The 25,549-nt window shown below is 69.5% G+C and carries 23 protein-coding genes; 10 read left to right on the top strand and 13 right to left on the bottom strand.

Annotated elements, in window-relative coordinates:
* Positions 1–154: 154 nt before the first annotated feature.
* Both K7862_RS07020 and K7862_RS07015 read right to left on the bottom strand, forming a co-directional pair.
* On the bottom strand, positions 155–1,420 hold the full coding sequence (locus K7862_RS07020) for a hypothetical protein (protein ID WP_222961531.1): 1,266 nt from the start codon (positions 1,418–1,420) through the stop codon (positions 155–157).
* Positions 1,421–1,567: 147 nt separating this feature from the next.
* On the bottom strand, positions 1,568–3,214 hold the full coding sequence (locus K7862_RS07015; RefSeq protein ID WP_222961530.1) for an MFS transporter: 1,647 nt from the start codon (positions 3,212–3,214) through the stop codon (positions 1,568–1,570).
* Here K7862_RS07015 and K7862_RS07010 point away from each other — a divergent pair.
* Positions 3,213–3,833 carry a TetR/AcrR family transcriptional regulator gene (locus tag K7862_RS07010; protein WP_222961529.1) on the top strand — a complete coding sequence of 207 codons (621 nt, stop codon included), beginning with the start codon at positions 3,213–3,215 and terminating at the stop codon, positions 3,831–3,833. The two genes, K7862_RS07015 and K7862_RS07010, sit on opposite strands and share 2 nt — an antisense overlap.
* 113 nt (positions 3,834–3,946) lie before the next feature.
* Here the strand turns inward: K7862_RS07010 and K7862_RS07005 are convergent, their stop codons facing one another.
* The gene (locus K7862_RS07005) at positions 3,947–5,692 is read right to left on the bottom strand and encodes an MOSC and FAD-binding oxidoreductase domain-containing protein (RefSeq protein ID WP_262412766.1); all 1,746 of its coding nucleotides are present in this window, start codon (positions 5,690–5,692) and stop codon (positions 3,947–3,949) included.
* A gap of 82 nt (positions 5,693–5,774) precedes the next feature.
* Positions 5,775–6,641: an alpha/beta fold hydrolase gene (locus K7862_RS07000; protein ID WP_222961528.1), complete on the bottom strand. Its 867-nt coding sequence runs from the start codon at positions 6,639–6,641 to the stop codon at positions 5,775–5,777.
* Between the two features lie 412 nt (positions 6,642–7,053).
* Here K7862_RS07000 and K7862_RS06995 point away from each other — a divergent pair, with 412 nt between their 5' ends.
* The 3 genes from K7862_RS06995 to K7862_RS06985 all read left to right on the top strand — a co-directional run bounded on the left by K7862_RS06995 (position 7,054) and on the right by K7862_RS06985 (position 9,513).
* A complete protein-coding gene (locus K7862_RS06995) occupies positions 7,054–8,172 on the top strand; it encodes an LLM class flavin-dependent oxidoreductase (protein ID WP_222961572.1) in 1,119 nt (372 codons plus the stop codon).
* 5 nt (positions 8,173–8,177) lie between these two features.
* On the top strand, positions 8,178–8,822 hold the full coding sequence (locus K7862_RS06990; protein ID WP_262412765.1) for a CE1759 family FMN reductase: 645 nt from the start codon (positions 8,178–8,180) through the stop codon (positions 8,820–8,822).
* Positions 8,823–9,186: 364 nt separating this feature from the next.
* A complete protein-coding gene (locus K7862_RS06985; protein WP_222961527.1) occupies positions 9,187–9,513 on the top strand; it encodes a hypothetical protein in 327 nt (108 codons plus the stop codon).
* Positions 9,514–9,686: 173 nt separating this feature from the next.
* Here the strand turns inward: K7862_RS06985 and K7862_RS37335 are convergent, their stop codons facing one another.
* Positions 9,687–10,592: an HIT family protein gene (locus K7862_RS37335; RefSeq protein ID WP_262412764.1), complete on the bottom strand. Its 906-nt coding sequence runs from the start codon at positions 10,590–10,592 to the stop codon at positions 9,687–9,689.
* Between the two features lie 643 nt (positions 10,593–11,235).
* On the opposite strand from K7862_RS37335, the gene K7862_RS06975 reads away from it, so the two are divergent.
* Positions 11,236–12,441 (top strand): S53 family peptidase, encoded by a 1,206-nt coding sequence (locus tag K7862_RS06975; protein WP_222961526.1) that lies wholly within the window; start codon positions 11,236–11,238, stop codon positions 12,439–12,441.
* Between the two features lie 221 nt (positions 12,442–12,662).
* Here the strand turns inward: K7862_RS06975 and K7862_RS06970 are convergent, their stop codons facing one another.
* Positions 12,663–12,890, bottom strand: coding sequence for a hypothetical protein (locus K7862_RS06970; RefSeq protein ID WP_222961525.1), 228 nt, complete (start codon positions 12,888–12,890; stop codon positions 12,663–12,665).
* Between the two features lie 24 nt (positions 12,891–12,914).
* On the opposite strand from K7862_RS06970, the gene K7862_RS06965 reads away from it, so the two are divergent.
* Together K7862_RS06965 and K7862_RS06960 are read left to right on the top strand one after the other, a co-directional pair.
* The gene (locus K7862_RS06965; protein ID WP_308011885.1) at positions 12,915–14,048 is read left to right on the top strand and encodes a glycosyltransferase family 2 protein; all 1,134 of its coding nucleotides are present in this window, start codon (positions 12,915–12,917) and stop codon (positions 14,046–14,048) included.
* Positions 14,045–14,926 (top strand): FRG domain-containing protein, encoded by an 882-nt coding sequence (locus K7862_RS06960; RefSeq protein WP_308011884.1) that lies wholly within the window; start codon positions 14,045–14,047, stop codon positions 14,924–14,926. Before K7862_RS06965 ends, K7862_RS06960 begins: the two co-directional genes overlap by 4 nt.
* A 451-nt stretch (positions 14,927–15,377) precedes the next feature.
* On the opposite strand, the gene K7862_RS06955 is transcribed toward K7862_RS06960, so the two are convergent.
* Positions 15,378–16,127, bottom strand: coding sequence for a D-Ala-D-Ala carboxypeptidase family metallohydrolase (locus K7862_RS06955; RefSeq protein ID WP_222961522.1), 750 nt, complete (start codon positions 16,125–16,127; stop codon positions 15,378–15,380).
* 392 nt (positions 16,128–16,519) lie between these two features.
* Positions 16,520–16,879, bottom strand: coding sequence for a hypothetical protein (locus K7862_RS06950; RefSeq protein WP_222961521.1), 360 nt, complete (start codon positions 16,877–16,879; stop codon positions 16,520–16,522).
* 380 nt (positions 16,880–17,259) lie between these two features.
* Between K7862_RS06950 and K7862_RS06945 the strand changes: the two genes are divergently transcribed.
* Positions 17,260–17,865, top strand: a complete 606-nt coding sequence (locus K7862_RS06945; protein ID WP_222961520.1) for an ArsR/SmtB family transcription factor — start codon at positions 17,260–17,262, stop codon at positions 17,863–17,865.
* On the top strand, positions 17,862–19,169 hold the full coding sequence (locus K7862_RS06940; protein ID WP_222961519.1) for an MFS transporter: 1,308 nt from the start codon (positions 17,862–17,864) through the stop codon (positions 19,167–19,169). Before K7862_RS06945 ends, K7862_RS06940 begins: the two co-directional genes overlap by 4 nt.
* Before the next feature lie 613 nt (positions 19,170–19,782).
* Here K7862_RS06940 and K7862_RS06935 read toward each other — a convergent pair.
* The 3 genes from K7862_RS06935 to K7862_RS06925 form a co-directional block, all read right to left on the bottom strand.
* Positions 19,783–20,430: a nitroreductase family protein gene (locus K7862_RS06935; protein ID WP_222961518.1), complete on the bottom strand. Its 648-nt coding sequence runs from the start codon at positions 20,428–20,430 to the stop codon at positions 19,783–19,785.
* Between the two features lie 55 nt (positions 20,431–20,485).
* Positions 20,486–21,280 (bottom strand): isocitrate lyase/PEP mutase family protein, encoded by a 795-nt coding sequence (locus K7862_RS06930; RefSeq protein ID WP_262412763.1) that lies wholly within the window; start codon positions 21,278–21,280, stop codon positions 20,486–20,488.
* Between the two features lie 112 nt (positions 21,281–21,392).
* A complete protein-coding gene (locus tag K7862_RS06925; protein WP_222961516.1) occupies positions 21,393–21,941 on the bottom strand; it encodes a carboxymuconolactone decarboxylase family protein in 549 nt (182 codons plus the stop codon).
* Positions 21,942–22,444: 503 nt separating this feature from the next.
* On the opposite strand from K7862_RS06925, the gene K7862_RS06920 reads away from it, so the two are divergent.
* The gene (locus tag K7862_RS06920; RefSeq protein ID WP_222961515.1) at positions 22,445–23,359 is read left to right on the top strand and encodes a DNA-3-methyladenine glycosylase family protein; all 915 of its coding nucleotides are present in this window, start codon (positions 22,445–22,447) and stop codon (positions 23,357–23,359) included.
* Positions 23,360–23,407: 48 nt separating this feature from the next.
* Here the strand turns inward: K7862_RS06920 and K7862_RS06915 are convergent, their stop codons facing one another.
* Entirely contained in the window at positions 23,408–24,229 is an 822-nt protein-coding gene (locus K7862_RS06915) for a class I SAM-dependent methyltransferase (protein ID WP_222961514.1), read from the bottom strand.
* Between the two features lie 113 nt (positions 24,230–24,342).
* Positions 24,343–25,287 carry an NADP-dependent oxidoreductase gene (locus K7862_RS06910; RefSeq protein ID WP_222961513.1) on the bottom strand — a complete coding sequence of 315 codons (945 nt, stop codon included), beginning with the start codon at positions 25,285–25,287 and terminating at the stop codon, positions 24,343–24,345.
* Between the last annotated feature and the right edge of the window lie 262 nt (positions 25,288–25,549).

Here is a 25,549-nt window from a genome sequence, read left to right as displayed (position 1 = left end):
TCACAATATGCATCGGGACAACCAGGACATGTCCATCGTCGCACCAGCACGGCGCCGCTTGCGGACGTGGGTCCGCGCAGGACGCCGGCTACGCCGCCGCGCAGGCCGGCTCACCGGTTTTCGCCGGTGCGGTGCAGGACTTGGCCAGGGAGAATCAGGCTCGCCAGGGCAGTGCCTTGTCCAGTGGTGTGCCGATCCGGGTTGCGGTGTCCTGACCGGCGACAAAGGTCAGGACACCTGCGACGATCAGGCTCCAACGCAGGCTGGAGGCGACACCGGACTGCGTTGCGATCGACGGGATCAGGGGTAGGAGCGCGCCGGCCGTGACGAAAAGGGCGGCCGGCCATAGACGTGTGACGAGACGACGGAAGATGTTCCGCTCGTTGACGTGATCGGGGGCGTTGGCCAGGAGCGCCGCTCGGTCTCCGGTCGCGAGGGCTTCGGCTGCTGCCATCAGGGAGGCGACGACGCGGTCCGCGGCTTCAGGAGTTGACGCGGTGATCAGTGGAAGGCGGTGCTGGCGGTAGACGGCGGCGATGCGCAATGCGGGCTGCCGCAGCTCCCGGCGCACGGTACGGGGTCCCTGGTAGGGGAGGACGAGGTCGTGTTCGGCCATGAGAGCCAGGTGATCCAAGCGGCGGCAGAGCAGGTAAGGCGCTTCCCGTGTTCGGCGGCGGCGGGTTCGGGCATGCACGTCGGCCGCGAGGGCGGTTGTCTCCAGGAGCAGCCTGTCCGTCGGCCTGCACCGGCGGGCGACGGCCCAGGAGACGGGTATCCCGAATCCGGCGGTGATCGCCAGATACAGCAGTTGGAGATTCCAGGTCACGACCAGGCCGTTCCAGAAGTAGCCCCAGGTGCTGTGGATGCCTATGCGCTGTGACAGTGACGCGGTGAGGGCGGCCGACAGGCCGGGGAGTGTGCTCTGCGCTGCCCACATCTGTGAGGGGAAAGCAATGAGGCGGGGGCGGCGTTTGAGGAACCGATGCAGCACGCTGGCGCACAGGACGGCGATGCCTATGCCCAGTATCAGCGCATTGACAGGGCCCAGATAGGTATCGGTCTGCTGCGATGAAGGTTTGACGGGCGGAGGCGCGTAGTCGCCGATCGCGTCGCGTAAGCGCGCGATGAGGATCGAGGTGCTCAGAACGGCGACGAACAGGATCGCGTTGTAGCGAATCCGAGCCCGTGTGATCCCTTCGGCTCCGCGTAGGCGAAGGGAGGCGTACAAGACGGCTCTGCGCTGGCGATCGCGTGGGCTCGCGTCGGTATAGGGGAGCCCGTCGAAGTTGGCCAAGTCCGCACGGAGGAATCGGTGCAGGACGGTTCTGCCGCCGAAAATCGAGGCTGTCAGCGCTCTGTCGAGCCAGCGGGCCGCAGCCGCCCGCCTGCCTGTCCGCACCGGCGTGGTCTCCCCCAACACCTGGCCAGGATAGAACCACCCCGACCAGTCGGTGACACTCAACGCACCTCGGCTCGGGGCGTGTTGGGGCCACGCCGTCCCATGGCTCGTGATCGTGCTCGCCGCGTCCGGGGTCGGTCCGAGCGCCTCCGTCCTCGAGGCGTCGCGTCACGGGGAAGGTGCCGGTGACCGCGCGGCTGACCTTGCGCGGGGTACGAGGGGGGCTGACGGAAAGCGGCCCGGCAGAGCGAGCGCGAGGAGCGCGCCTGCCACGCAGATTGCGGCGGCGACGACGCAGGCGGTGTGGAAGCCGTCCATGAACGAGGTCTGTACCGCGCTCAACAGGTCCTGGCTACGGGAACCGCGTGCCGTGCTCAGGGCCGCGGAAACCGACTCGCGTGCCGCGGACGCCTGGGCAGGCGGCAGGTGTGCGAACCCGGTGGTTCCGAGATGTGCGGTGTAGAGCGACGTGAAGATGCTTCCGAGGACGGCGACTCCGAGGGTTCCACCGGTCTCCCGGGTGGCGTCGTTGACTGCCGACCCCAGGCCGGCTTTGGCGGGAGGCAGCACACTGAGGATCGACTCGGTGGCGGGCGCCGTCGTCATGCCCAGTCCCAGCCCCATGATGACCATCTGTCCGACGATGGCGGAGTAGTCCACGAAGGTGGGCGACAGGGCGATCCAACCGTAACCGCATCCGAGCAGCAGCAGGCCGGTGACGACGACCGGACGCGTGCCGATGCGCTTGACCAGGGTGACGCCGGCCACGGATCCGACCGCGATGCACAGGGCCACCGGCAGGATGCGCACGCCGGTGGACAGCGTCCCGTATCCGCGGATGAACTGGAAGTACTGGGTGACCAGGAAGATGAACCCGAAGAGCGCGAAGAAGGCGATGGTCACGGATCCGCTGGCGGCCGAGAACGCGGGAGTGCGGAACAGCGAGACGTCGATCATCGGGCGGGACCGCCGGCGCTCGATGAGGACGAAGGCCACCGCCAGGCCGGCGGTGCCGGCGAAGCCCGCCGCGGTCTGGGTTGCGGTCCAGCCGCGGGCGGGCGCTTCGATGATCGTATAGACGAGCAGGCCGACCGCTGCGGATGACGTCAGCAGGCCGGGCGGGTCCAGCCGGGCGTTTTCGGGGCTGCGGGATTCCGGCACGATCCGCCAAGCCGCCGCGAGCGCCACCAGGCTCACGGGGACCAGAGCGAGGAACACCGACACCCAGCCGAAGTGGGCCAGAAGGAGTCCTCCGCAGACCGGACCCACCGCCACGCCCAGTCCGGTCACCGCTCCCCAGAGGCCGATGGCCTGAGCGCGCTCGCGTCGCACGGGGAAGGCGTTGGTGATCACGGACAGGGTGGTCGGGAAGATGACCGCCGCACACGCGCCCATGGCGAACCGCAGGGCGATCAGGCCGCTCGGATGGGACACGGCCGCAGCCGCCGCGCTGGCGAGCGCGAAGCCGCCCAGGCCCGCCAGGAGGGCCGGCCGCCGGCCGAAGCGGTCGCCCAGGGAGCCGGCGACCAGCACAAGAGACGCGAAGGCCAGGTTGTAGCCGTCGACGATCCACTGGAGGCTCCTGGTGCCGGCGTGAAGCTCGCGACTCACCGAAGGCAAGGCGACATTGACCAGCGTGGTGTCCAGGTTGATGGTGAACGCGGCCAGGCAGGCCACGGCGAGGACGAGGGACGGGCGGACGGTGCGCGGGGAGGAAACGATCGCCTCCGCAGCATGTTGACAATGGGTACATTTGCCACTGTTCCACCTAAAATGGACAGCGTCAACATCGGGCGGCACGAGGAGTGATCCCATGGCCGGCAAGCAGGGTTACCACCACGGCAACCTGCCCCAGGCGCTGGTCGACGCGGGTCTCACGCTGGCCAGAGCCGGCGGCCCCGGCGCCATCGGGCTGCGCGAGGTCAGCCGGCAGGCCGGCGTCTCCCACAACGCCGCCTACCGCCACTACGCGGATCACCACGAGCTGGTCGCGGCCGTCGCCGCGCGCTGCATGGACCGACTCGGCGCCTTGATGCGGGCCCGCACGGAGGCGGTGACCGGGCCGCCGGGCGCACAGCGGGCGTGGGCGCGGCTGAACGCACTGGGACGGGCCTATGTGGACTTCGCGCGCGCCGAGCCCGGATGGTTTCGCACCGCCTTCACCGGCGCGGGTGTGGGGGCCGGGACCGAGGGTGGTGAGGGGGTGCAGCTGCCGGCCGATCACCCCTTCCGGCAGTTGAATGCGGCACTCGACGACCTCGTCGACGCCGGCGCCCTGCCTCACGGCCGCCGCGAGGGAGCGGAGTACGCGGCGTGGTCCAGCGTGCACGGGCTTGCCGCCCTGCTCGTCGACGGCCCGCTGCAGCACCTGCCCGAGTCAGAGGTGCGCCGTGCCCTCGACACGGTTCTCGCGGTGGTCACCCGGGGGCTGTGACGCCGCACGCCATCCTGCGGGCCGGGGCTGTGGGCGAGCCGGGCCGAAGCGCCTCAGCGACCTCGGCCGGCTCTGCGAAGTCGGCGGCCTCGGTGCGCGTGCCGCTCCCGGACCTACAGGTCCAGGACGACCTCTCCGGCGGGTTTCGAGCAGCAGATCAGTATGTTCCCGTCACCCGGAGGCTCGACCGGGTCGGGGGAGTAGTCGACGGCTCCCGACATCAGGGCGAGTTCGCAGGTGTGGCAGACCCCGGTCCGGCAGGACCACTGGACCGGTACGTCGCATGCCTCGGCGAGTTCGAGCAGCGATTCCTGAGTGTCGTTCCAGGGGACGTTGATGCCGCTGCGCGCGAAGGTCACCTGCGGGCCCGAGCCTGCCGGGCCTGAGGGCTGGTGCGGTGCGGGCGCCGCCGCGCCGCCCTTGATTCCCGGGGTGACGGCCGCGCCCGAGCCGAAGATCTCGGTGTGGACGTGCGCGGCGTCGAGGCCGTAGTCGACGAGCGCGGCGGTGACGCCGTCCATGAAGGCGGCGGGTCCGCACAGGTACGCGTCGGCGTCGGTCGGCACGCCGAGCCCGCGGACGAGGTCGGGCGACAGCCGGCCGGCTGCGGCGTAGTCGACGCCCGGCCGGTCGTCGGCGGTGGGGCTGCTGTAACACACGGTCGACCGTGCGTGAGGGAGTCCTTCGATCAAGTCGCGGCTTTCCTGGGCGAAGGGGTGCTCGGTGCCGTCACGGGCGCCGTGCAGCCACCACACCTGGCGGGTGGAGCGGTCGCGGGCGAGCGCGTGCAGCATCGCCAGGACCGGAGTTGCGCCCACACCTGCGGACAGCAACACCACGGGGTTGTCCCCGTCGGTCAGGCAGAACGTGCCGCGGGGCGCTGCGGCCTCCAGGCCGTCGCCGACGCGAAGGTGCGCTTTCAGCTGATTGCTGGCGGCGCCGTGGGGTTCGACCTTGACGCTGATCCGGTAGGTGCCGGTGCCGGGCTCGCCGGACAACGAGTAGCTGCGGATGAGCGGTGGTGCCTCTCCTTCGGGCTGAACCTTGACGGTGATGAACTGGCCCGGCAGCGCGGCTGGAAGGTCTGCTCCGTCGGCGGCGGCCAGGTACAGGGAGAAGACACTGCGGCTCTCGGGCTGGATGTCTGTCACGGTCAGCGGGCGGAAGCCGGGCCAGGCAGGCGGTGGTGCGGAGGCTGCGGCGTTGAGGCCGGCGCTGCCGGAGGATCCCGCGGTGCCCTGCTTGTCGTCCTGGTCCAGAAGGGTCCGCATGGAACCTTGCCAGCCCGGGCTGAGGGCCGGGATCCGCAAAGCCTTCTCGACCTGCTCGCGGGTGTGGCCGGGCAGGTAGAGGACACCGTCGATCTCCTCGACCGTCATGGCCTCGGGGCCGGTGGACACCTTGACGATGTCCTGCCCTGCCTCGACCTCGCCCTCCTCGATGACGCGCAGGTAGAAGCCGGGGCGGTGGTGGGCGACGAGCAGTGCCGCCATCTGCGGCTCGCCCATGCGCAGGCCCACCCGGTAGCACGTGACCCGTGGCTGGGTGACTTCGAACAGGGCGCCGCCGATGCGGTAGCGGTCACCGATGCAGACTTCGCCGTCGGGCAGGCCCTCGACGGTGAAGTTCTCGCCGAAGGCGCCGGGTGCGAGGTTGTCGCGCCCGAGCTCCTTCTCCCAGAAACGGTAGGAGTCGAGCTGGTAGACCAGCACGGCACGCTGCTCCCCGCCGTGTCCGCCGAGGTCGCCCTGGCCGTCGCCGTCGATGTTCAGGCGCCGCACCATTCTCGGCCCGGCCACCGTCTGCTTGTAGACGCCGGTGTGCACGGTCTTCCCGTGCCAGGGAACGTCTTTCGGCATCCCGACATTCACCGCTGTCAATGTGGCCACCATGCCACCTCTCTGTGGGAAGGCCGGCGCGAAAGGGCGGGTCGGACGGCGTTCACGTCAGGACGCGTCCGAGGAATCCGTGGATGTACCCGCTGATGGCGTCCAGGTGCGTCTCCAGGGCGAAGTGGCCGGCAGGCAGCAGGTGGACCTCGGCGTCGGGCAGGTCGCGGGAGAACGCCCGTGCGCCGTCCGGCCCGAAGATCTCGTCCCGCTCGCCCCATACCGCGAGCAGCGGCACCTGGCTGGTGCGGAAGTACTCCTGCAGCTTTCCGTAGCCGTCGATGTTCGTCGGGTAGTCACGGAACAGTGCGAGCTGCACCTCGTCGTTGCCCGGCCGCTCCAGCAGGAGCTGGTCGAGGGTCCACGTGTCGGGGCTGACCAGGTCGGTGTCGGGTGCGCCGTTCTCGTACTGCCAACGCGTCGTGCTCGGGCTGAACTTGGCACGGGCTCCCGGCTCGGTCTCACGGCTCGGCTCGGTGGCGTACGCGAACAGGTCGTCCCAGAACGGCTTGGCGAAGCCCTCCATGTAGGCGTTCCCGCTCTGCGAGATGATCGCGGTGACGTCGTAGGACGGGTCGAGCGCCAGGCGCCAGCCGATCGGGGCACCGTAGTCGTGCACGTAGATCGCGAACCGTTTGACGCCCAGGTGGTCCATCAGCCCGGCCGTGACGCTCGCCAGGTTGTCGAAGGTGTAGTCGAACTCGTCGACCTTGGGCATGGCCGAATGCCCGTATCCGATGTGATCGGGAGCTATCACGTGATAGTCGTCGGCCAATGCGGGCACGAGGTGGCGGAACATGTGAGAACTGCTCGGAAATCCGTGGAGCAGCAGCACCACCGGCGCGTCGCCGGGGCCGGCCTCGCGGTAGAACACACTCTGCCCGTTGATGGTTGCTGTCTTGTGTCGCGTGGGGAGCACATCGACCTCCGGCGCCCTCAAGCGCGGAAGTGCGTCACCTTTTCCTGCGCACGATCCGGTTGACTCGACCGAACGGCGGGCAGTCGCCGCAAAGGGCCGGGAACGTTTTTCCCAGGGCGGCGTGGTACCCCGCGGCTCGTGGCGCAGACCGCCACGAGTCCAAGACTAGACACGACCCATACTGGTCACAACGCGGGCGGAATCGACCTGGTACGAGCCCGGCACGATGCGGAATGCGGTAGCGGCAGAGCGTCACGCGCTCGCCGTCCGATCCCCGCAGAGCCGATGCCGCCAGGCGATCGCCGGTGACAGGGGCCATCACCGGGCGGGGCAGGTGCGCGGGTGAGAACATGAGATGGAGTCCACCAGCAGAGCCAGGGAGTTCGACATGAACTCGGCCGAGGCATGTGGCATGCAGTTCGGCATCTTCACCGTGGGTGATGTCACCGCCGACCCCACCGCGGGGACCACCCCCACCGAAGCGGAACGTATCCAGGCCACCATCACGATCGCGCGCAAGGCCGAAGAGGTCGGACTCGACGTCTTCGCCACCGGCGAGCACCACAACCCGCCGTTCGTACCGTCCTCACCGACGACGCTGCTCGGCTACATCGCCGGGCAGACCGAACGTCTCCTGCTGTCCACCGCCACCACGCTGATCACGACCAATGATCCCGTGAAGATCGCCGAGGACTTCAGCGTGCTGCAGCACGTCTCCGGCGGTCGCGCCGACGTCATGCTCGGACGGGGGAATACCGGACCCGTCTATCCCTGGTTCGGGCAGGACATCCGCCAGGCCGTCCCGCTGACCGTCGAGCACTACGGCCTGCTGCGCCGCCTGTGGCGCGAGGACGTGGTCGACTGGGAGGGCAAGCTGCGGTCGTCGCTCCAGGGATTCACGCTCGCGCCCCGCCCCCTGGACGACGTACCGCCCTTCGTGTGGCACGCCGCGATCCGCACCCCCGACGTGGCCGAACTGGCGGCCCACTACGGCGACGGATTCTTCGCCAACCACATCTTCTGGCCCGCCTCGCACACGCAGTCGATGGTGGAGCTGTACCGGAGACGGTTCGCGCATTACGGCCACGGCACACCGGAGCAGGCGATCGTGGGCCTGGGCGGTCAGGTGTTCATACGCCAGAACAGTCAGGACGCGGTGAAGGAGTTCCGGCCGTACTTCGACAACGCGCCCGTCTACGGCCACGGACCCTCGTTGGAGGACTTCACGGCCCTCACACCCCTGACAGTCGGATCGCCGGCGCAGGTCATCGAGAAGACGCTCGGATTCCGTGAGTACGCCGGCGACTACCAACGACAGCTGTTCCTCGTCGACCACGCCGGACTTCCGCTCACGACGGTGCTCGAACAACTCGACATCCTCGGTGAGGAAGTAGTGCCGGTGCTCCGTAAGGAGTTCGCCGTGGGCCGGCCCGCCGAAGTACCCCCGGCCCCGACCCACCAGTCCCTGCTGGACGCCCACAGGGCCGGGGAAGGACCGCTGTCCCACGACGACCATTCCGAAGCGCGGTGAGCACGATGGACCAGAGCGACGCGGCGAACACGGTGAAGCTGACCGTCATCGCCGGCGGGTTGCGGGAGCCGTCCTCCACACGGCTCCTGGCGGACCGGCTCGTGACAGCCGTGGCGGCCGAACTCGAACGACTCGGTGACCACGCCGAGACGGCAGTCGTCGAACTGCGCCCCTTGGGTCACCCGATCATGGACGCGATGCTGACCGGGTTCACCAGGGACGAACTGGAGTCGGCCTTCGCGTCGGTCGCCGACGCGGACGGGGTCATCGCCGTCACACCCGCCTTCAACGCCTCCTTCAGCGGGCTCTTCAAATCCTTCTTCGACGTCCTGCCGGAACACACGCTCTCCGACATGCCCGTACTCATCGGGGCGACCGGCGGAACCGAGCGTCACTCGCTGGTTCTCGAACACGCCCTCCGCCCGATGCTCACCTATCTGCACGCGATCGTCTCGCCGCGCGCGGTCTATGCCGCCACCAGCGACTTCGGCCTGGAGTCGGGATCCGCGCTGGCGGAGCGCATCGTCGCCGCGGCCGCCGACTTCTCGCGTCTGCTGCACGCGTGTGGGCCACGGGCACGACGCGACGTGATCGATGAAGACCTCGCGTCGATGCAGGAGTTGCTGGGAGGTACCGAGCAGGGGAGCTGACCGGCTCATCGCCCGGCGAGCCCGTCGATTGCCGACGTCGCTCGACGGCCTTGTCGCCGGTCCGGACGACCGGCGGGGACCGGAGCTGGAACACGCCGGCTGGCGGCTCTTCAACCGGCTCGACGACCTCACCGTGGCCGAGATCGCCGCTCGCTGGTACTTCGCCGACATCAGCCATTGCGTGAAGGCGTGCAAGAAACGATCCGCCGAGACTCCCACCGCGGGGCGGGCGGATTTTCCAGCTGAGGGGGGTGGTGGACCCTGCTTCCCGTCGGGCGGGTCCACCACTCCGACCTGGCCGTAGCGTGCGTCCCCGACAGCTGTCACACTCCGCGGGAGGATCCGTACCCAGGGAGGGGGATCGATGCTCGGGTTCATGGACTGGTCCGTCGTGGTGTTGGGTTGTGTGCTGATCCTTCTGTCGGCCGGTCTCTTCTGGTGGCAGCGGGCGAAAACGCGGAAGCGCGCGAGTCCCGGCCAGGTCATGCGCCACTCCTCGGCTTGGCCTCCGCTCCTCATGGGCTTCGGAATGCTGACCGCCAAGGTGCCGCACCTGCTGGGAGCATCCTTCACCGTTGTCGATATTGCCGACTCGGCGAGTTTCGTGCTGGCGGCCGCTGTTGGTCTGCTCTTCCTTCTGCAGGCGGGGCGCCGGGCCGCCCCCGAGCCGTGCGGGACCGACCAGGACTGACGAGGTGCGTGCCCGTGCCACCACCGCGCCAGATCGGGTGGGGAGCCACGAGCTTGCCTGGTCAGGCGCCGTTTTCAGCACTGCACCCGCCGCGAAGGCTGCGGCGTTCGAACCCACGGTGACATCGCTGCCACGACGGTTTTCACGACCCTAACCATCGAGATGGTACAGCGTCAGTCGCGCGTCAGACCGTCGGTGACCCGGCGCCGGCCTCCGTACGAGGCAACCAATGCGTCGGCGACTGCGGCCGCATCCGCTTCGGCTATGTCTGCCGGGTACTCCGGCAGCAGGTCGTCCCAGACGGGCATCCACGACCCGAACAGCTGGGTCTGCCCCTCGGGCCGGGCGAAGAACCAGATGTGCAGATGTTCGGCTCCGTCCCCGATCCGGTAGACGTGGGCTCGGGAGATGTACGGCAGCGCTTGCACGTGCCGGACGAGGTGTGTGGTGAGCACGCCCAGTTCCGCAGCCATCTCGTCGGAGAGATCCGCCATGTCGTAGTGCTCGCGCGGGAACAGCATCAGCACCAGGGGCACACCGACGCCTTCGATCCGGGCGAGTCGCCAGCGCTCGTTGAACCAGATGCCCTCGTCCCGCTCACGGCAATTGTCGCAGTCCACAGCGCCCTCGCCGTGCCGCGCCGGCTCGGGGAGCACCGGCGGCCGCAGTGGCGCGACGCTCAGCCCGTCCTGCTCGAACGGGCTGATGTTCCAGCCGGTCATCCTCGCCAGCGGAAGCCGTAGCTCCGCATCCGCAGCGGCACGGGCATGGTCGTAGAACTCATCAGGTCGCAAGGCCATGATCGGAAGGTTAGCGTTGCCCACCGATCCCCTCACGGTCAATGCGATCATCCTGCCCCCGGGCAGGCGAGAGGACCGGCGCTTCAGAGATTCGGCTTCTGGGCCGCTGCTGTCACCTGCTGACCTTGGCGTCGCGGTGCGGCTGGCTCCCGCTCGGGATGCGAGCACGGCCTGACTGAGCGCCAGGAGACTGTAGGCGCGCGGTCGTCCGAAGCAGGACAGCGAGGCGGGCGCGGCCACCCGGATGGTCTCGTCGCACCGTTCATGCGGCACGTCCACGGCGCCCTCCTCGCTCGGCGGTGCCCCTGGCTAAACGCCGTCCCGGAGAGCCGGGGTAATCAGAATTCTGACGCACCTAATCGGCAGCAACACTCCACGGCCCGTGGAGGGCGGAAGCACATTCGGCGCACTCCGTATTCGCCACGATCCCGGCGCACACGGATGGTGCGCCGAGCCGCTCTTTCGCTGAGGTGAAAGGCCGGCGGGCGGCGATTCGGTCCTTGGGGGGGGAGTATCCAGTCCTCGGCGGAGCCCGGACGGCTTGGAGGAGGGCCGGTGCGAGTGCGGTCGGAAGGGCGACGGCCATGGTGATGGCAGACCCAGCGGCCTCGTCGCCACTGTCCCTCGACCTCGACCAACCGTCACATCACGGAGTGCGGCTGGAATACCGATTCCTCGCCGTAGCGATCCGGTGAGGATGATGTGTGTTCGCAAGGCGGAAGGTGCGGGGATTTGATGATCGCAAGCACGCGCTCGATGGTAGCTGTTTAGTGGATATGTCGTGCGGTACGTCGCTAATCCGCCGTCGAGTCGACCAGGGCTCGTAAAACGGCGTACGCCTTTAACATTCCATGGCTTTCCCCTGGGTCCCTTTTCCACGACGCTGGCCCGGTCGCGATCTTCACGACCCGAGGAGAGTCATATGCACCTGCGCGCACGACCGTTGAGTACCCTCAGCGTGGCCCTGACGGCGATATCGTTCACGGTCCTCGGCCCAGCGGCGGCTTCGCAAGGCGCCGCGGCGCCCACGCAGCAGGCACCCGCGCACTCCTGCGCGACGGCCAAGGCAGGCTTCGCCGCCTGCAAGGCGATCGTCCGTACCGACATCGTGGCCGGGACGTCGCATGCGGCCACCGCGGCACCGTCGGGCTACGGTCCCTCCAGCCTGCAGTCCGCGTACAAGTTGCCGTCGGCGACCGCTGGTTCGGGCCGCACGGTCGCGATCGTCGACGCGTACAACGACCCGACCGCGGAGGCCGACCTCGGCGTCTACCGCAGCCACTACGGACTCCGGGCCTGCACCACCGCCAACGGCTGCTTCAAGAAGATCGACCAGAACGGCGGCACCAGCTACCCGGCCACGGACGGCGGCTGGACCCAGGAGATCTCACTGGACCTCGACATGGTCTCGGCGATCTGCCCGAACTGCCACATCCTGCTGGTGGAGGCCAAGAGCGCGTCCTTCGCCAACCTGGGCGCCGCGGTGAACCGGGCCGCCGCGACCAAGGGTGTGGTGGCGATCAGCAACAGCTACGGCGGCTCCGACGCCTCCGACTCCACCTACGGCTCGTACTACAACCACCCGGGCATCGCGGTCACCGCCAGTTCCGGTGACAACGGCTACGGTGCGAGCTACCCCGCGTCCTCGCACTACGTCACCGCGGTCGGCGGAACCACCCTCAGCACCGCCTCGAACTCCCGCGGCTGGACCGAGACCGCGTGGAGCCGCGCGGGCAGCGGCTGCTCCGCCTACAACTCGGCGCTGAGCGGAGCCGCCGCCTCCGGCACTGGTTGCACCCGGCGCGCCGAGGCGGACGTCTCCGCGGTCGCCGACCCCTCCACCGGCGTGGCCGTCTACGACAGCACGACCTACCAGGGACTGTCGGGCTGGCTGGTCTTCGGCGGCACCAGCGTCTCCTCGCCGGTCATCGCCTCGGTGTACGCCCTGGCGGGCAACTCCGCCTCGATCGACAACAACTACCCTTACCGACATGCCTCATCGTTGAACGACGTCACGTCCGGCAGCAACGGCCTCTGCCTGCTGGCCCCCTCGCAGTGGTGTCACGCCCGTGCAGGATGGGACGGCCCCACCGGCCTGGGCACTCCCAACGGCACCGGCGCCTTCTGACCGCAGCCGCATCCCGCGAACGTGCAGCTTGGCGACACCAGACCGTGCAACTTCCATCGGGGCGGTGCCGCAGCGGCTCCGAGCGCGAGGGGACGATCGGGCCGGCGGAGGCCCGGCTGCGGGCAACGGCTGACGGCTGACGCCTGACGCGTCTGGTGCGGAAGAGCCCGCGCCCCGGGACCGCCCAGTCCCGGGGCGCGCGATCTGCCGTGCGGTGCCGCCTACTTGGTGAAGTAGAGGTAGAGCCACGGGCCGTACGTCGTGGCGTTCAGCGAGTCGCCGGACCCACCCTTGATGGAGGAGGCGCGGACGCGTGCTCGGATGCCTGCCTGGCCGGGCACGCCGAGACGGACGGCGACCCTGCCGGTGGTGCCCCCGATCCGCGCGAGCCGCGCGAGACGGTCCGCAGCGCCGGACGACGGAGCCGTGCCCGCCGCGCTCACCTTCATGGACGCGGCGCAGATCGTCCCCCGGTGGCATGCCCGACCGGCGGATGCGCGGATCAGACCGTCGCCCACGACGCGGCCGTTCGGAGTCCGGGACGAGGCTGCCGATCCGCGGATAACCTGGCCTGCGGGGCGGCTTGTGCTCGGGGGACGGGGGGCGCTGTGGCGACGACGGAGGCAGAACCGGGGCGTCCGCAACCTTGCGCCGCCCCGTCACCCCGATCAGCACTCGACGCCGGCTGTGCCCTTCACAGACAGCGCGCCAATGCGGCGGCACCGACGGTGACCGTTGTCGTGCCCTTCTTCGAGGTGTCCAGGGCGCCGCTCGACCGACTGCTTCACGCCCTGGACCAGCAGGACTATCCGGCGGACCTGGTCCGCATCGTCCTGGTGGACAACAACGAGGCCAGGGTCGGGTTCCTGCCGCGCCCGGGGTGCGCTTCCGTCACACTCGTCCACGCGCCGGAACCCATCGGTTCCTACGCGGCGCGGAACGCCGGACTCGGCTTGGCACACAGCGACCTCGTCCTCTTCACGGACGCGGACTGCCTGCCCCACCCCCAGTGGATCAGTGAGATGGTGCGCGCACTGGTCGGGTCGCCCTGCTGCGTGGTGGCGGGCGGCTCGATCAGCGTCACCTCACGAGATCCGCATCGCCCGCATGTCGTCGAGGACTTCGACCGGCGCATGCACTTACGTCAAGGCGACTACCTCTCCCGCGGTTTCGCGGCCACCGCCAACCTGGGGACGTGCAGCGCCGTCTTCGCACACGTGGGCTCCTTCGCCGCGGGCCTGCTCAGCGGCGGGGACGAGGAGTGGTGCGAACGGACCCGCGCCGCGGGCGTCCCCGTGATACCTGTGACGTCGGCACTGGTGCGGCACCCGGCGCGGCGGACCCTGAGCAGCGTGGTCACCAAGAACCGCAGGGGGTGCGGATCCCCTTTCCAGAAGTGGGCCCGCGCGCCCGGCCCGACGGTGGCCGCCTGCTTCGGGGCGGAGTTGCTCCGCGTTCGGTCGCGCTGGAGGAGGCTGTGGGTGGACCGCCACCCCACACGGCCGGCGCGATGGTGCGGTCTGGTCGCGCTCTTCGTCCTGGTGGAGATCGTGCGGCTGGCCGAGTGCGCACGTCTGGCGGCCGGCGGGACGCCTGAACGACGGTGACACCCCTTTGTCAAGGAGGAGTTCGCGCCGGCCACTCCAAAGCCATTCCGGGGCTCGGAGAGAAAGGAGACAGGACCACGTCCAGCAGCCAGTTCGTCGACTTCACAGGTGACCGCGTCGTCACGTCCCTCACGCAGTGCGCCGAGCAGGTGCGAGGTCTCATCGACGCTTGGAACATCACAGGGGAGAAGTCCCTGTGGTTCCGGGGACACAGCGACTTCACCTGGGGTCTGACTCCAGGGCTCCATCGCTGGCCCAAAGGCGCCTATCACGAGAGGGAGTTGGTCAGGGACTTCGCCATCCACTCCCCGCGCTTCCTCGACCACGCGCCGGCCAGCGGACTGGGGCGGCTGGCCGTCATGCAGCACTACGGGATGCCCACGCGGCTGCTGGACTGGACGGAGAGCTACCTGGTGGCGTTGTGGTTCGCCGTGGAGGGCCCCGGCCACGGCGGTGACGCTGCCCTATGGGCGATGCGGCCGGCCTACCTCAATCGCGAGACGCTCGGGGAGCACTCGATCCCGCCCGAGGGCGACTCCCGGTTGCGGGACCATGTCCTGCCCGACCCGGAAACGCGCATCCGTACGGTCCGAGCCTCGCGGCCGGCGGCGTTCCGCCCGGTGCGGACCAGCGCCCGGATCGTCGCGCAGCGAGGCACCTTCACGGTGCACGGCGCCGACCAACGGCCGCTCGATGTCATCCTGGAGGAGCTCCACGGGACCGCGACCAAGGGCATGCAGGCGGCCAAGCTGCGCATCCCCGCTGACAGCAGGCATGAAATCCTCACCGAACTCAGGTTCGCCGGGATCACCGACAGTACGGTCTTCCCTGAACTCTCGGGCATATCGCGTGAGATCTTCCGCCGGTACGTGGGGTGATCCACCGCGTGCCGTCCCCGCTGGTCGGCACGGTGGACGGCGTGCATGCCGATCGGGTCGGGCGACACATCGGGCTCCCCGCTGTCGAGATCGCCATGCTCACGTAGGAACAGACCGAGGATGAAGGCCTGGACCGAGCCACGACGCATCGCGTCGCCGAGCAGGCCGGAGTGCCCCAGGCGGTGGCGCAGGACTGGCTGAGCCGGGCAGCACCGTCCGGTCGTTCACATCGGACCTACGGACAGGAACTCGTAAGCGGTGCAGGCAGTGCCGATCACAGCCCCTACAAGGCCGAGGAGGAGCCCGAGGCGCTGGAGTGGCGGGCCGGCGCGACGGCGACCCCCACTCGTGGGCGGCGCGGGCCGTCGAGGGTGACAGCCCGCGCCCGTGGCCCGCGCCCGCGGCGGCAGTGGGCGCGGGCCACGGACGTGAGCGTGCCGTCAGACGATGCTCAGATGGTGCCGTCCTGCCACCACCACGCACGGCCGAGATCGGCGCGGCTGTCGACGTGCTGGTGGTCCTCGGTCCAGGTCTCCAGGCCGGAGAAACCGCAGGTCTCGGCCTTCTGGTAGACGGTCTTGTTGGAGACGCCGGGGACGTCGAGGTCGGCCGCGGTGCCGTACAGGTGCATGCTGTCGCTGGCGCCGCCGACCGCCGCGTTGTGCGAGATGCTGCGGAACCCGGAGTTGACGGTGATCGGCACGTTGCCGAGCTTCTTGCGCAGCGCTTCGAGCTTGTACATCGCCCGGCGGACGTTCTCCTTGGCGGTGGCGGCGCTGACCTTCCCGCCGTCGAACGTCCCGCTCACCCGGTCGGTGAACTCGCTGAAGTCGAAGTGCACGGTCGAACCGTCCGACTGCTGCAGGGCGTTGAGCTGCGCCTGGGTCGCCGGGCCGACGACGGCGTCCGAGGACAGGCCGTAGGCGGACTGGAACAGCCGGACCGCGGTCGCCGTGCCGGGGCCGAAGTCCCCGTCGATCGACACCCGCGTCTGTCCCGGGCTGCTCGTGGCCCAGCCTGCCACCCGGATCTGCAGCTCGGTGACGTCGGCGCCGGTCATCCCCTGCGAGAGGGTCCGCGACCAGGAATAGGCGGACGCCGTGCCGGACAGCAGGACCGGCCCGAGCGCGACGCCGACGCCCGCGGCGAGGGTGCCCCGCAGCAGGGTGCGACGGTTCAGGGGAGAGGAGGACGAAGCCATCGTTGTCCTTTCGGTGACCGTTCGGGCCGAAGGTGCGGCCATGTCATGGACACCCCAGCATGCCGACGGGACCGAAGTGGCTCAAGAGGCAGTGGCAATTGGGGCATTGGGAGCCCTATGGCCGTGTTCCCGCGGCCTCCGTGTTCGAGAACCGCCCGCAGCACGGCTCGCGTGCCACCGTCGTCAACGACCGGCCCCGGCCTTCTGCCACGCTGGGGTTCACCTGCTGGTCCACGAGCGGCGCGACTGCCTCCGCCCGGGACGGGAACTGACCGTTTCAGCTCTCAGCCACCAACCGCGGAGACCGCCGCAGGTGACCACGCCCCGGGGCGCACGGCAACGGCCCCCCTACCGCATCAGGTAGAGAGGCCGCGTTCGGACGCGCGGTGGCCCTAGCCGCAGGAGATCCAGGTGGGGGCGATCTGGTGGCCGGAGAAGTCCCAGCCGGCCCAGCCCGTGCAGACCGTAATGCCGTTGTTCGTGATGGTGATGTACGCGTCGTAGCGCCTGTCACTCCGCGGGTCGCTGTAGATCGACGGGAACTGCGATTCCCACCACACCGACCCGCCGTTCTTGTTCAGCGCCCACGGGTAATCATGGCCCGAGTGCATGATTCCGATGACGCTGCTGCCGTCGAACGCCCTGGCCTGGGTCGTGCTCGCGAAGTGGAACTCGGCGTAGACCTGGCTGGTGCACGAGTTCCACGCCTCGTAGAACGTGCCGACGTGCGTGCCGTGGACGTAACCCTCCACGGAGTTCCCCAGCACATGCTTGCAGGGGTCAGGAGTAGCGGCGGAGGCTGAGGAGACGGGAACGGTGACCCCTGCCACCGCAACGGCGGCAACCGCGGTCACCACAACCGCCCGCGTCCGGATACCGAGCATGACGAATCCCCCTTGGTCGAGGCTGCTGTTCGACGGACGCGCTTCCCGCGACGCCCTGCCGGTCGGGCCGAACCTAGCTGCCGGCCCGACCGGCTGAACAACGATTCGACCGTGCTCAAAACGTCGGCCGTGAGGCCCTCGCCTCATCCCAGGCGTCTCGGGGCTGTCCGGCGGATCTGGAGGCGCCGCAGCGTCCACATTCAAAGCAACTGCTTGACATCGTGGCGGCGTCGCTCCATATTCCAAGCATGTCCTTGGAAAATGACGGGCGTCGCGTCCGGTTCCTCGACGATCCGCTGGCGATCCGGGCGATGGCGCATCCGATCCGGCTGGAACTGCAGGCGCTGCTCGGCCAGGAAGGGCCGCTGACCGCGACCGAAGCGGCACGCCGGCTCGGGATCAGCCAGGCGCTGGCCTCGCATCACCTGCGGCAACTGGCGAAGTACGACTTCGTCGAGCCGGCGCCGGGCAAGGACAACCGCGAGCGCCCGTGGCGGGTGATCTCGACGTCGCAGTCGTGGCCGAGGACGGAGCTGACGCCGGAGGGCGAGGCCGCGGTGGGTGTCCTGGAGCAACTCCTGGCCGAGCGTGCCCTGGACAGGCTCGACCGGTGGCAGCGGCAGCGGCCGGGGGAGGAGGCGGTCTGGCGGGACAACGCCGGGATCGACAACACCGGCATCTATCTCACCGCCGAGGAATTCGCCGAAGTCGTGGGACAGATGCGGGAGTTGCTGCAGCGGTACGTCGACGAGCGGCCGATCGACGACAAGGCCGCCCGCCCGCCGGGCAGCAGGCACGTGCAGTTCACCCAGATCGTCACCGTCTCCCCGCCCGAGGGCGGCGAGGAGGGATGAAGGCAGTGTGGGCGGTGCTGACGCGGCAGCGCGACTACCGGTTGCTGCTCAGCGCGGGGCTGATATCGCTCACCGGCGACTGGATCCTCCGGACCGGTCTGGCCTTCCGCGTGTACGAGGTGACCGGTTCGACACTCACGTCGGGGAGTCTGCTGCTGGCGTCGTTCGTGCCGTCGGTCGTCCTCGGTTCACTCGCAGGCGTGTTCGTCGACCGCTGGGACCGGCGGCGGGCCATGATCGTCCTCAACCTCCTGCACGTCGTCGCTCTCCTTCCGCTGCTCGTGGTCCACGACCGGCAGACGATCTGGATCGTGTACGGGGTGGTGCTGGCGCAGAGCTGCCTGCAGCAGTTCTTCGTTCCGGCCGAGCAGTCGCTGGTTCCCGCGCTGACCGAGCCGCGCCACTTGCTGACAGCGAACGCCCTGAACAGCCAGACGCGGGACGTCGCACGACTGCTAGGGGCCGCCCTGGGCGGCGTCCTCGCCGCTGCCGGCGGCATACCGCTGCTCGCGACGGCGGACGCCGCGACGTTCCTGGCGGCGCTGGCCCTCATCTGGTGCATTCGGCACCGGGCGGGGCCTGATCCGGCGGCACTTGGGGGACCGGCGGCGGCAACCGGCGCGCGAACGGCCGGGTTGAGGGGGGCCGTCGGGCGGCTGGCGGCGGAGTGGAAGGACGGCCTGCGGCTGTGCTCGTCAGGCCGGGCGATGCGGGTGCTCTTCGTCTTCGGGCTGGTGACACAGATCGGTGAGGGCGTGATGAGCACGCTGTTCGCCCCGTTCGTGAGGACCGAACTCGGCGGCAGCGCACAGGCGTACGGGCTGATCGTGTCGTCGCAGGCAGTCGGCGGCGTCGCGGGCGGCCTGGTCGCTGCGGCGGCCGGCTCGTGGCTGCCCGCGGCCACCATGTGGGGTGTGGGCTCGGTGCTGTTCGGCCTGGTCGACCTGACGCTGTTCTGCTCGCCACTGGCGTCGGACAGTCTGGTCCCGGCCTTCGTGTGCATGATCCTCGTGGGCGTCCCCGGCGCGTTCACCGTCGCCGGCTCCATGACGGTGCTGCAGCGCCTGACGCGCGACGGCTCGCGCGGGCGGGTCCTGGGCGCGCTCGGCGCGGTGGAGGGCGGCGCGGTCCTCGTCGGCATCACCGCCGCGGGTGTCCTCGGCACCGTGGTCGGCATCATCCCGATGCTGGTCTTCCAGGCGCTCGGCTACCTGGCCGGGGGATGCGTGGTGCTGGCCCGGCGGCGGCTGCTGGAACCGGACCGGGCCGAGGCCGACCACCCGCTGGTGGCGCGGCCTTCGTAGCGCACCGACGCCGTCGTTCCCGGAGCGGCGGCCGCACGGGGACAAGGCCGTGTTGACCGATACGGACGTCCTGTTCACGGCCGCGCCTCTTTGCTGCCGAAGATGTGGGCGAGAAGCAGGAACAGTGTTGTGGGCGTGCCGGGCGAGGTCGGCTCGCAGCGGCGCCGCGCCGCCCGAATCCGTCGCCGCTGAGACGCATCAGGAGAGCACCCATTTTCTGGTGCGTACCCCTCGGTCTCGGCCTCGTGCGGGTCACGGCAGGCAGGCCACGGCTCGTCGCCCGGCCACAGGAACGGCCCGCCGACATGGCTGTCGTTATCGCCCCGGCCGCCCCGGCCGCGGATGCAGGCGGGTCGTTCGCCCCCGGTACGCCGCCAGCTCCGGGAACACGGCCTCCACCGCAACCGGTCTGGCCGGCGTCGTCCTGGTCATACGCGGGAACGTACGCGGCCGGAGCACGTCACGCGAAGGGGTTACCGCGCCCCCTGTCGTGAGGACACCATCCTCGTCGGCATCGTGGACGCGCCAGCCCCGTGGGCTTCCTCGGCGCGAGGCTCGACGGGACACCCGGCCGCGGGGCTGCCGGATCCGACAGCTGACCTTCGGTCCTGTCCTACATGTAGGTGAAGAGCTGGTCGGAATCGAACCGTGAGACCGGGCTGGTGTACACCTTCGCGGGGTCGGGGTAGCCGAGGGCAAGGAGCACGGTCGTGGTGTGGCCGGTCTCGCGGATCTTGAAGGCCTTGTCGACGCTGGTCGGGTCGAACCCTTCGAGCGGCATGGCTTCGATGCCGAGCTCGGCGGCGGCCATCATGGTCAGGCCCAGGGCCAGGTAGGTCTGCTTCTCCATCCAGTGATGGACGTCCTTGTACTGGTAGTTGCGCAGGTTGAGGAAGTCGCGGGTCATCGATTCCCACAGCTCGTGCTTGGCCGGGTCCGGGAACCGGCCGTCGGCTCGTTCCTTGGCGAACACCGCGTCGAGGTGGCTGTCGGGAAGGTCCGCCCTCGTGGTGAGGATGACGGTGTGTGAGGCGTTGAGGATCTTCTCGCTGTTGTCCTGGAACCGTTCGCCGAGGTTGGCAGCCAGCCGCTCCTTACCCTCGGGCGTGGCGAGGACGTAGAAGTGGTTGGGCTGGATGTTCGTCGACGACGGCGTCGAACGGAGGAACGTCAGCAGCTGCTGGAGCTGCTCGTCCGGGATGGTCCTTCCGCCGTCGAAGTACCGGGAGAGGTGCTTGCTCATGAGCTTGTCGAGATCCATGTCGACCTGTCCTGTTCGTTGATTCCGTGGGGAGAGTGGTGAATCGCCGGTCCGGCTAGTTCGCCGTGCGGCTGAGCAGTTCGTTGACGCGGCCGAAGCTCATACCTGTCGTCGCGGAGGCGAGATCGCCCGCGACGAGGGCCCGGGCGGCCGTCTCGAGCGCTTCCGCGGCATGGGTGTAGAGCGCCGGCCCCAGACTGATGCGTTTGACCCCGGCCTTCTGCAGCTCGGGGACGGTCAAGACGTTGTCCGACGGTGAGATGAGGACGTTGACCGGTGTCGGCGCGACCGCGGTGACGACCGCCACGAGTGCGTCGAGGTCCGGCAGGAGGGGCGCGTACAGCACGTCGGCGCCCGCCTCCGCGAAGGCCGACAGGCGGCGGATGGTGTCCCCGAGGTCGGGCCGGCCTTGGAGGAAGTTGTCGGTGCGGCCGGTGATGACGATGCGACCCTTGGCCGCGTCGACGGCACTGCGTACGCGGCTGACGGCTTCGTCGAAGTCACGGATCGGCTGATCGGGATCGCCCGAGGTGTCTTCGATGCCGATCCCGGCCAGGCCGGATGCTACGGCGGCTTCCACGGTCGTGGCGACGTCCTCGGAGGTGAGGCCGTACCCGTCCTCGAAGTCCCCGTTGACGGGAAGTCCGGTGACTCGGCCGAGCAGACGCGCGTGTTCGAGATGTTCCTCGCGGGTGATGCGGTGACGTCCGTCGAAGCGGCCGAGCGTGGCGGCCAGTGCGGCAGACGACGTTCCGATCGCCTCAAAGCCGGCGTCGGCCAGGACCAGCGCCGACAGGCCGTCCCAGGCGTTCGGCATGACTACGCCACCCGCGCGGGTGTGCAGCGTCATGAACTTCTCGTAGATCTCTGAGCCTGGCATGTCGCACCTTTCCTGAGTGATCGTTGTGCGGCAACAGCGGAGCCGGCCGGCTACGCCCGTACCCTCGACGGGGTTCCCGCGCTCAAGCGGACTCACTGGCCGCACCGACGGCGGGGATGTCGAGGTCCGTCTGATTGACGTTGTTGAGGAAGTTCGTCAGCAGGGCCTGCACCGCGACCGTGACGATCGCCAGGATCTCCGGGTCGGTGTAGCCGGCGTCGCGGACAGCCGAGAGGTCCTCGTCCCCGACGCGCCCGCGGCTGACGACCAGCTGCTGCGCGAAACGGGCCGCCGCGGCGCGCTTGCGGTCGACGGAACTCCCGGCGCGGGCCAGCTCGATGTCCCGGCTCGACATCCCGCCGAGTCCGGACGAGACGTACGTGTGAATCGCCAGGCAGTAGGCGCAGCCGTTGGCCTCCGAGACTGCCAGCGCGATGGTGTGCCGCGTCTTGGCGTCCAGCACGCGACTCATGGTGCCCTGCAGATTCACGACGGCCTCGAGAACGGCCGGGTTCGACGCGATGGTCTTGAACATGTTCGGGACGAACCCGAGCTGCGCGCCCAGCTTGTCCAGGACCTGGGTCGCTCCGTCGGGGAGATCCTCCAGGGCTGGAGTTTTCAGTCGTGACACGGCGGATCAACCTCCGGTGGGGGAGTGGCCGGTTGTCGGGCCCAGGCCGGGCCCTTGGCGCTCGGGAGGCCCTCCACAGGCCTTGTCGCGCTGGGCGTGGTTCGCACGTCGGCCTGGATTTTTCCGGGCCTGGTGGCTCGCATCCGGACGGGGACTCCGTCGGCGCCGAGCCTCGGATCGCTCCGCAACCGGATGCTGCAATGAGACTATACAGTCCAAAACTTGCCACCCCAAGAGTCCGCTGGGTACCCCGCCTCCACCGGGCTGGACCCCGCAGGGCGTCGGTGGTTCGTTGCGGTTGGCAAACCTGCAGGTCAAAGCCTATTGAGGTGGCGCGTTGACCTGCTTGAACGGGTAGATCCGCACCTTCGGGGCGTAGGCTGGACCAGTCATGTTCGCGAAGGTTTAGCATGGACGAAGTAGTCCAGTTTTTTGGCGGTCGGCGAGCTCCCTGCGCCGGCCGCTTGCCGGACCTTCTCCTGAACCCCCGAGGGAGGGGACACATGGACATGCCGCCGGACCGCTCGCTGCACTGGCAGCCCGGATTCCCCGTGGACGCGACGCTGACGCTCAAGAGTCTTCAGCGCGGCCGCCGTGATCCCACCCACCGCCAGGAACCCGACGGGACCCTGTGGCGGACGGCCCTGACCTCGACTGGGCCGGTCACCTATCGGATTAGGCAACAGGGCCTCGACGATCTGGACATCGACGCCTGGGGGCCGGGCTCCGACGAGCTCATCGCGAACATCCGCACCGAACTCGGCGAGCACGACCGTCCCGAGGACTTCCGGCCGGGACATCCTGTTCTGGAACGGGCCTGGCGCCGACTGCCCGGCCTGCGTGTCCCGCGCACCGGGCGACTCTTCGAGGCCCTGGCCCCCGCGATTCTCGAACAACGCGTGGTCGGGCTGGATGCCCAGGCGGCCTGGACCCGCCTGGTAGGCGCTCACGGCACCCAGCCACCAGGTCCGGCGCCCGAGACCATGCGGGTCGCACCCTCACCCGCGGCGTGGGCGAAGATCCCGAGCTGGGACTGGCGACGAGCCGGCGTCGACCTGCACCGTTCGAAGACCCTCATCACCGCGGCCCGGCATGCCGCCAAGCTCGATCGCGCCGCGGTCGACCCCGCCCGTGCGTATGACCTGATGTCCGCGCTGCCGGGCGTCGGTGTGTGGACCGCCGCACAGGTCGGGCACCGCGCCCTGGGCGATGCCGACGCGCTTCCGCTCGGCGACTTCCACCTCGGCCGTATGACCGGCATGGCCCTGCTCGGCCGCCCGCTGGCCGACGAGGAGATCGAGTCGTTCTACCTGCCGTGGCGACCGCACCGTTACCGGGTGATCCGCATCATCGAGCTCACGTCCCGCCTGGCACCGCGACGCAACCACCGCGCCCCCCGCGCCCCGCGCCTGGCCTAGCGTTCCGCTCAAGCGGGGCCTCGGCGTGGCTCCGCACGGCGCCCAGCGTCACGCCCGCCCGGGCCTGCGGGCCAGTTCGTAGGCGAAGCTGACCGGGTCGGTAAGCGAGCCGTCGCCTGCGTAGGGGGCGAGCTCGGCGGAGAGCGCGGTGTCGAACTCGGCGGAGCGGTCCCCGAGCGCCGAGGGCGACAGGAATGACGTCGACCGGATGTGGCCGGCGAGTTCAGGAATCGTCCAGCGGTGCTCGGCAGCGAACTCGTGGCGTTCGACGGGCGCGAACCCGGCGCGGGACAGGACCTCGTGGTCAGGGTCCTGCCGGCGTGGCTGCTCCCAGCCGGGCGGGACGCGACTGCCCACGCCGAGGGCGTCCTGCCAGGTGCGGAGCAGGCCGGCGAGTGCGTGCTGCCAGTCCCTGGGGCCTGCCCACGGGGAGGTCGACCAGCACAGGGCCAGGCAGCCGCCGGGCTTGAGCCAGGCGCGGGTGCGCTCGGCGACCACGGTGCGGCGGAGCCGGTGGAAGGCGTTGCCGATGACGATCAGCTCGAAGCCGGCCGGTTCGGCCTGCAGATCCTCGGCGGTGACGGTCACCGTTCGGACGTGGCCGGCATCGGTGGCGATCGCCTTGGCGCGGACCACCCGGGTCATGTCGGCTTCGGCGTCCACGGCCCAGACGTCCGCGAACCGGCCGCCGAGCGGGAAGGCGAGCTGGCCGGTGCCGCAAGCGAGGTCGAGCAGGCGTCCTTCCCCGGACGGTGCTGCGCGGCGGAGCAGATCGTCGATCATCGCGTCGGGATAGGGGAGCCGGAACCGGTCGTAGTAACCGGCGGTCCCCTGGTACAGGTCGGGCGCGAACCTCACTGCGTCGTTCATCCAGCCACCATCACATGAACGGGCTTGGGGCCCGGCCACATCGGACGAGCTTCGGGTCCGGCCAGATCTGGATCGAGCCGCGCCTCACGCTGGGGCGTCACCCCGGGGTCTCTTCACCCGCGAACGCGGATGACGGTCTTCCCGTCGATCCGTTCGGCCGGATTGAAGGCGGCGACGGCGTCGTCGAGGGTCGCGACCTGGCCGATGTGCGTCCGCAGCCGTCCGTCCGCCACCCGCCGGGCGATCTCACCCAGTTGTGCGCGGTCGGACACGACGACGAAGTCGACCGCCAGGCCCTCGGCCGGCCGCGCCTCGGGCGGGCCGGCGACGCTGACCAGGGTTCCGCCGGCTCGGACCAGACCCGCGGACCGCTTTCCGATGTCACCGCCGAAGACGTCGAACACCAGATCCACCGCGCCGACATCCTCCAGCGCGTCGTCACCGAGGTCCACGAACTCCTGCGCCCCGAATGCGAGCGCCGCCGAACGGTGGGCGGCGCGTCCGGTACCGATGACGTACGCACCGTGCTCACGCGCGAGCTGGACCACCGCTGAACCGACCGCGCCGGCCGCGCCGTGCACCAGGACGCTCTGGCCCGGCACGAGACGGCCGTGCTCGAACAGGCCCTGCCACGCGGTCAGGCCGGTCATCGCGATGCCCGCGCCGACCGTGAAGTCGACGCCGCCCGGCAGCGGTGCGAGGTTCCGCGCCTCGACGACGACGTGTTCGGCCAGAGTGCCGTCACGAGTCCAGTCGGTGAGGCCGAACACCCGCTGTCCCACCGACAGCCCCGCAGTTCCGTAGCTGAGAGCGCTGACCACTCCCGCCAGCTCATGACCGGGGATCGACGGCGTCCGGTCACGGCCGAGGCGGTCCACCCAGGTCGAGGGCCACTCCAGCTCGTTCCCGGTGAAACCCGACGCGTGAACATCCACGACGACATCGCCGTAGTTCGCGCCGTCGAGACTGGCGAGCCACGCCGTGTCCGGACCCGGGAGCTCCGTGAGCGTCATCCCTGCCGTTCCGGCGTCCCGGTCCGTCACCACGATCGCCTTCATCAGGTACCTCCTGCACCGAGCCTTCGTCTGTGCGGCGTGACTCGACGATAATTGGACGATTTCGTCCAGCCTAACTCTGCCCCCAGTTCTTGGCGGGCGTGAACGCACGCGAGGGGCGCTGGATCACCTCCGGGCGCATTCGACGGTCGGCCGGTCGAGACGGCATCGTCCCGGTGGGGCAGAGGGTCGCACCCACCTTCGACACTGCCACTGTCGCGCCCTCCACCCACCCCTGCAAACCCCAGGACCGCACCCGGGGCAC

Source organism: Actinacidiphila acidipaludis (assembly GCF_019890725.1).
GTDB classification, from domain to species: domain Bacteria; phylum Actinomycetota; class Actinomycetes; order Streptomycetales; family Streptomycetaceae; genus Actinacidiphila; species Actinacidiphila acidipaludis.
This window is presented reverse-complemented; position numbering and strand designations above follow the sequence as displayed.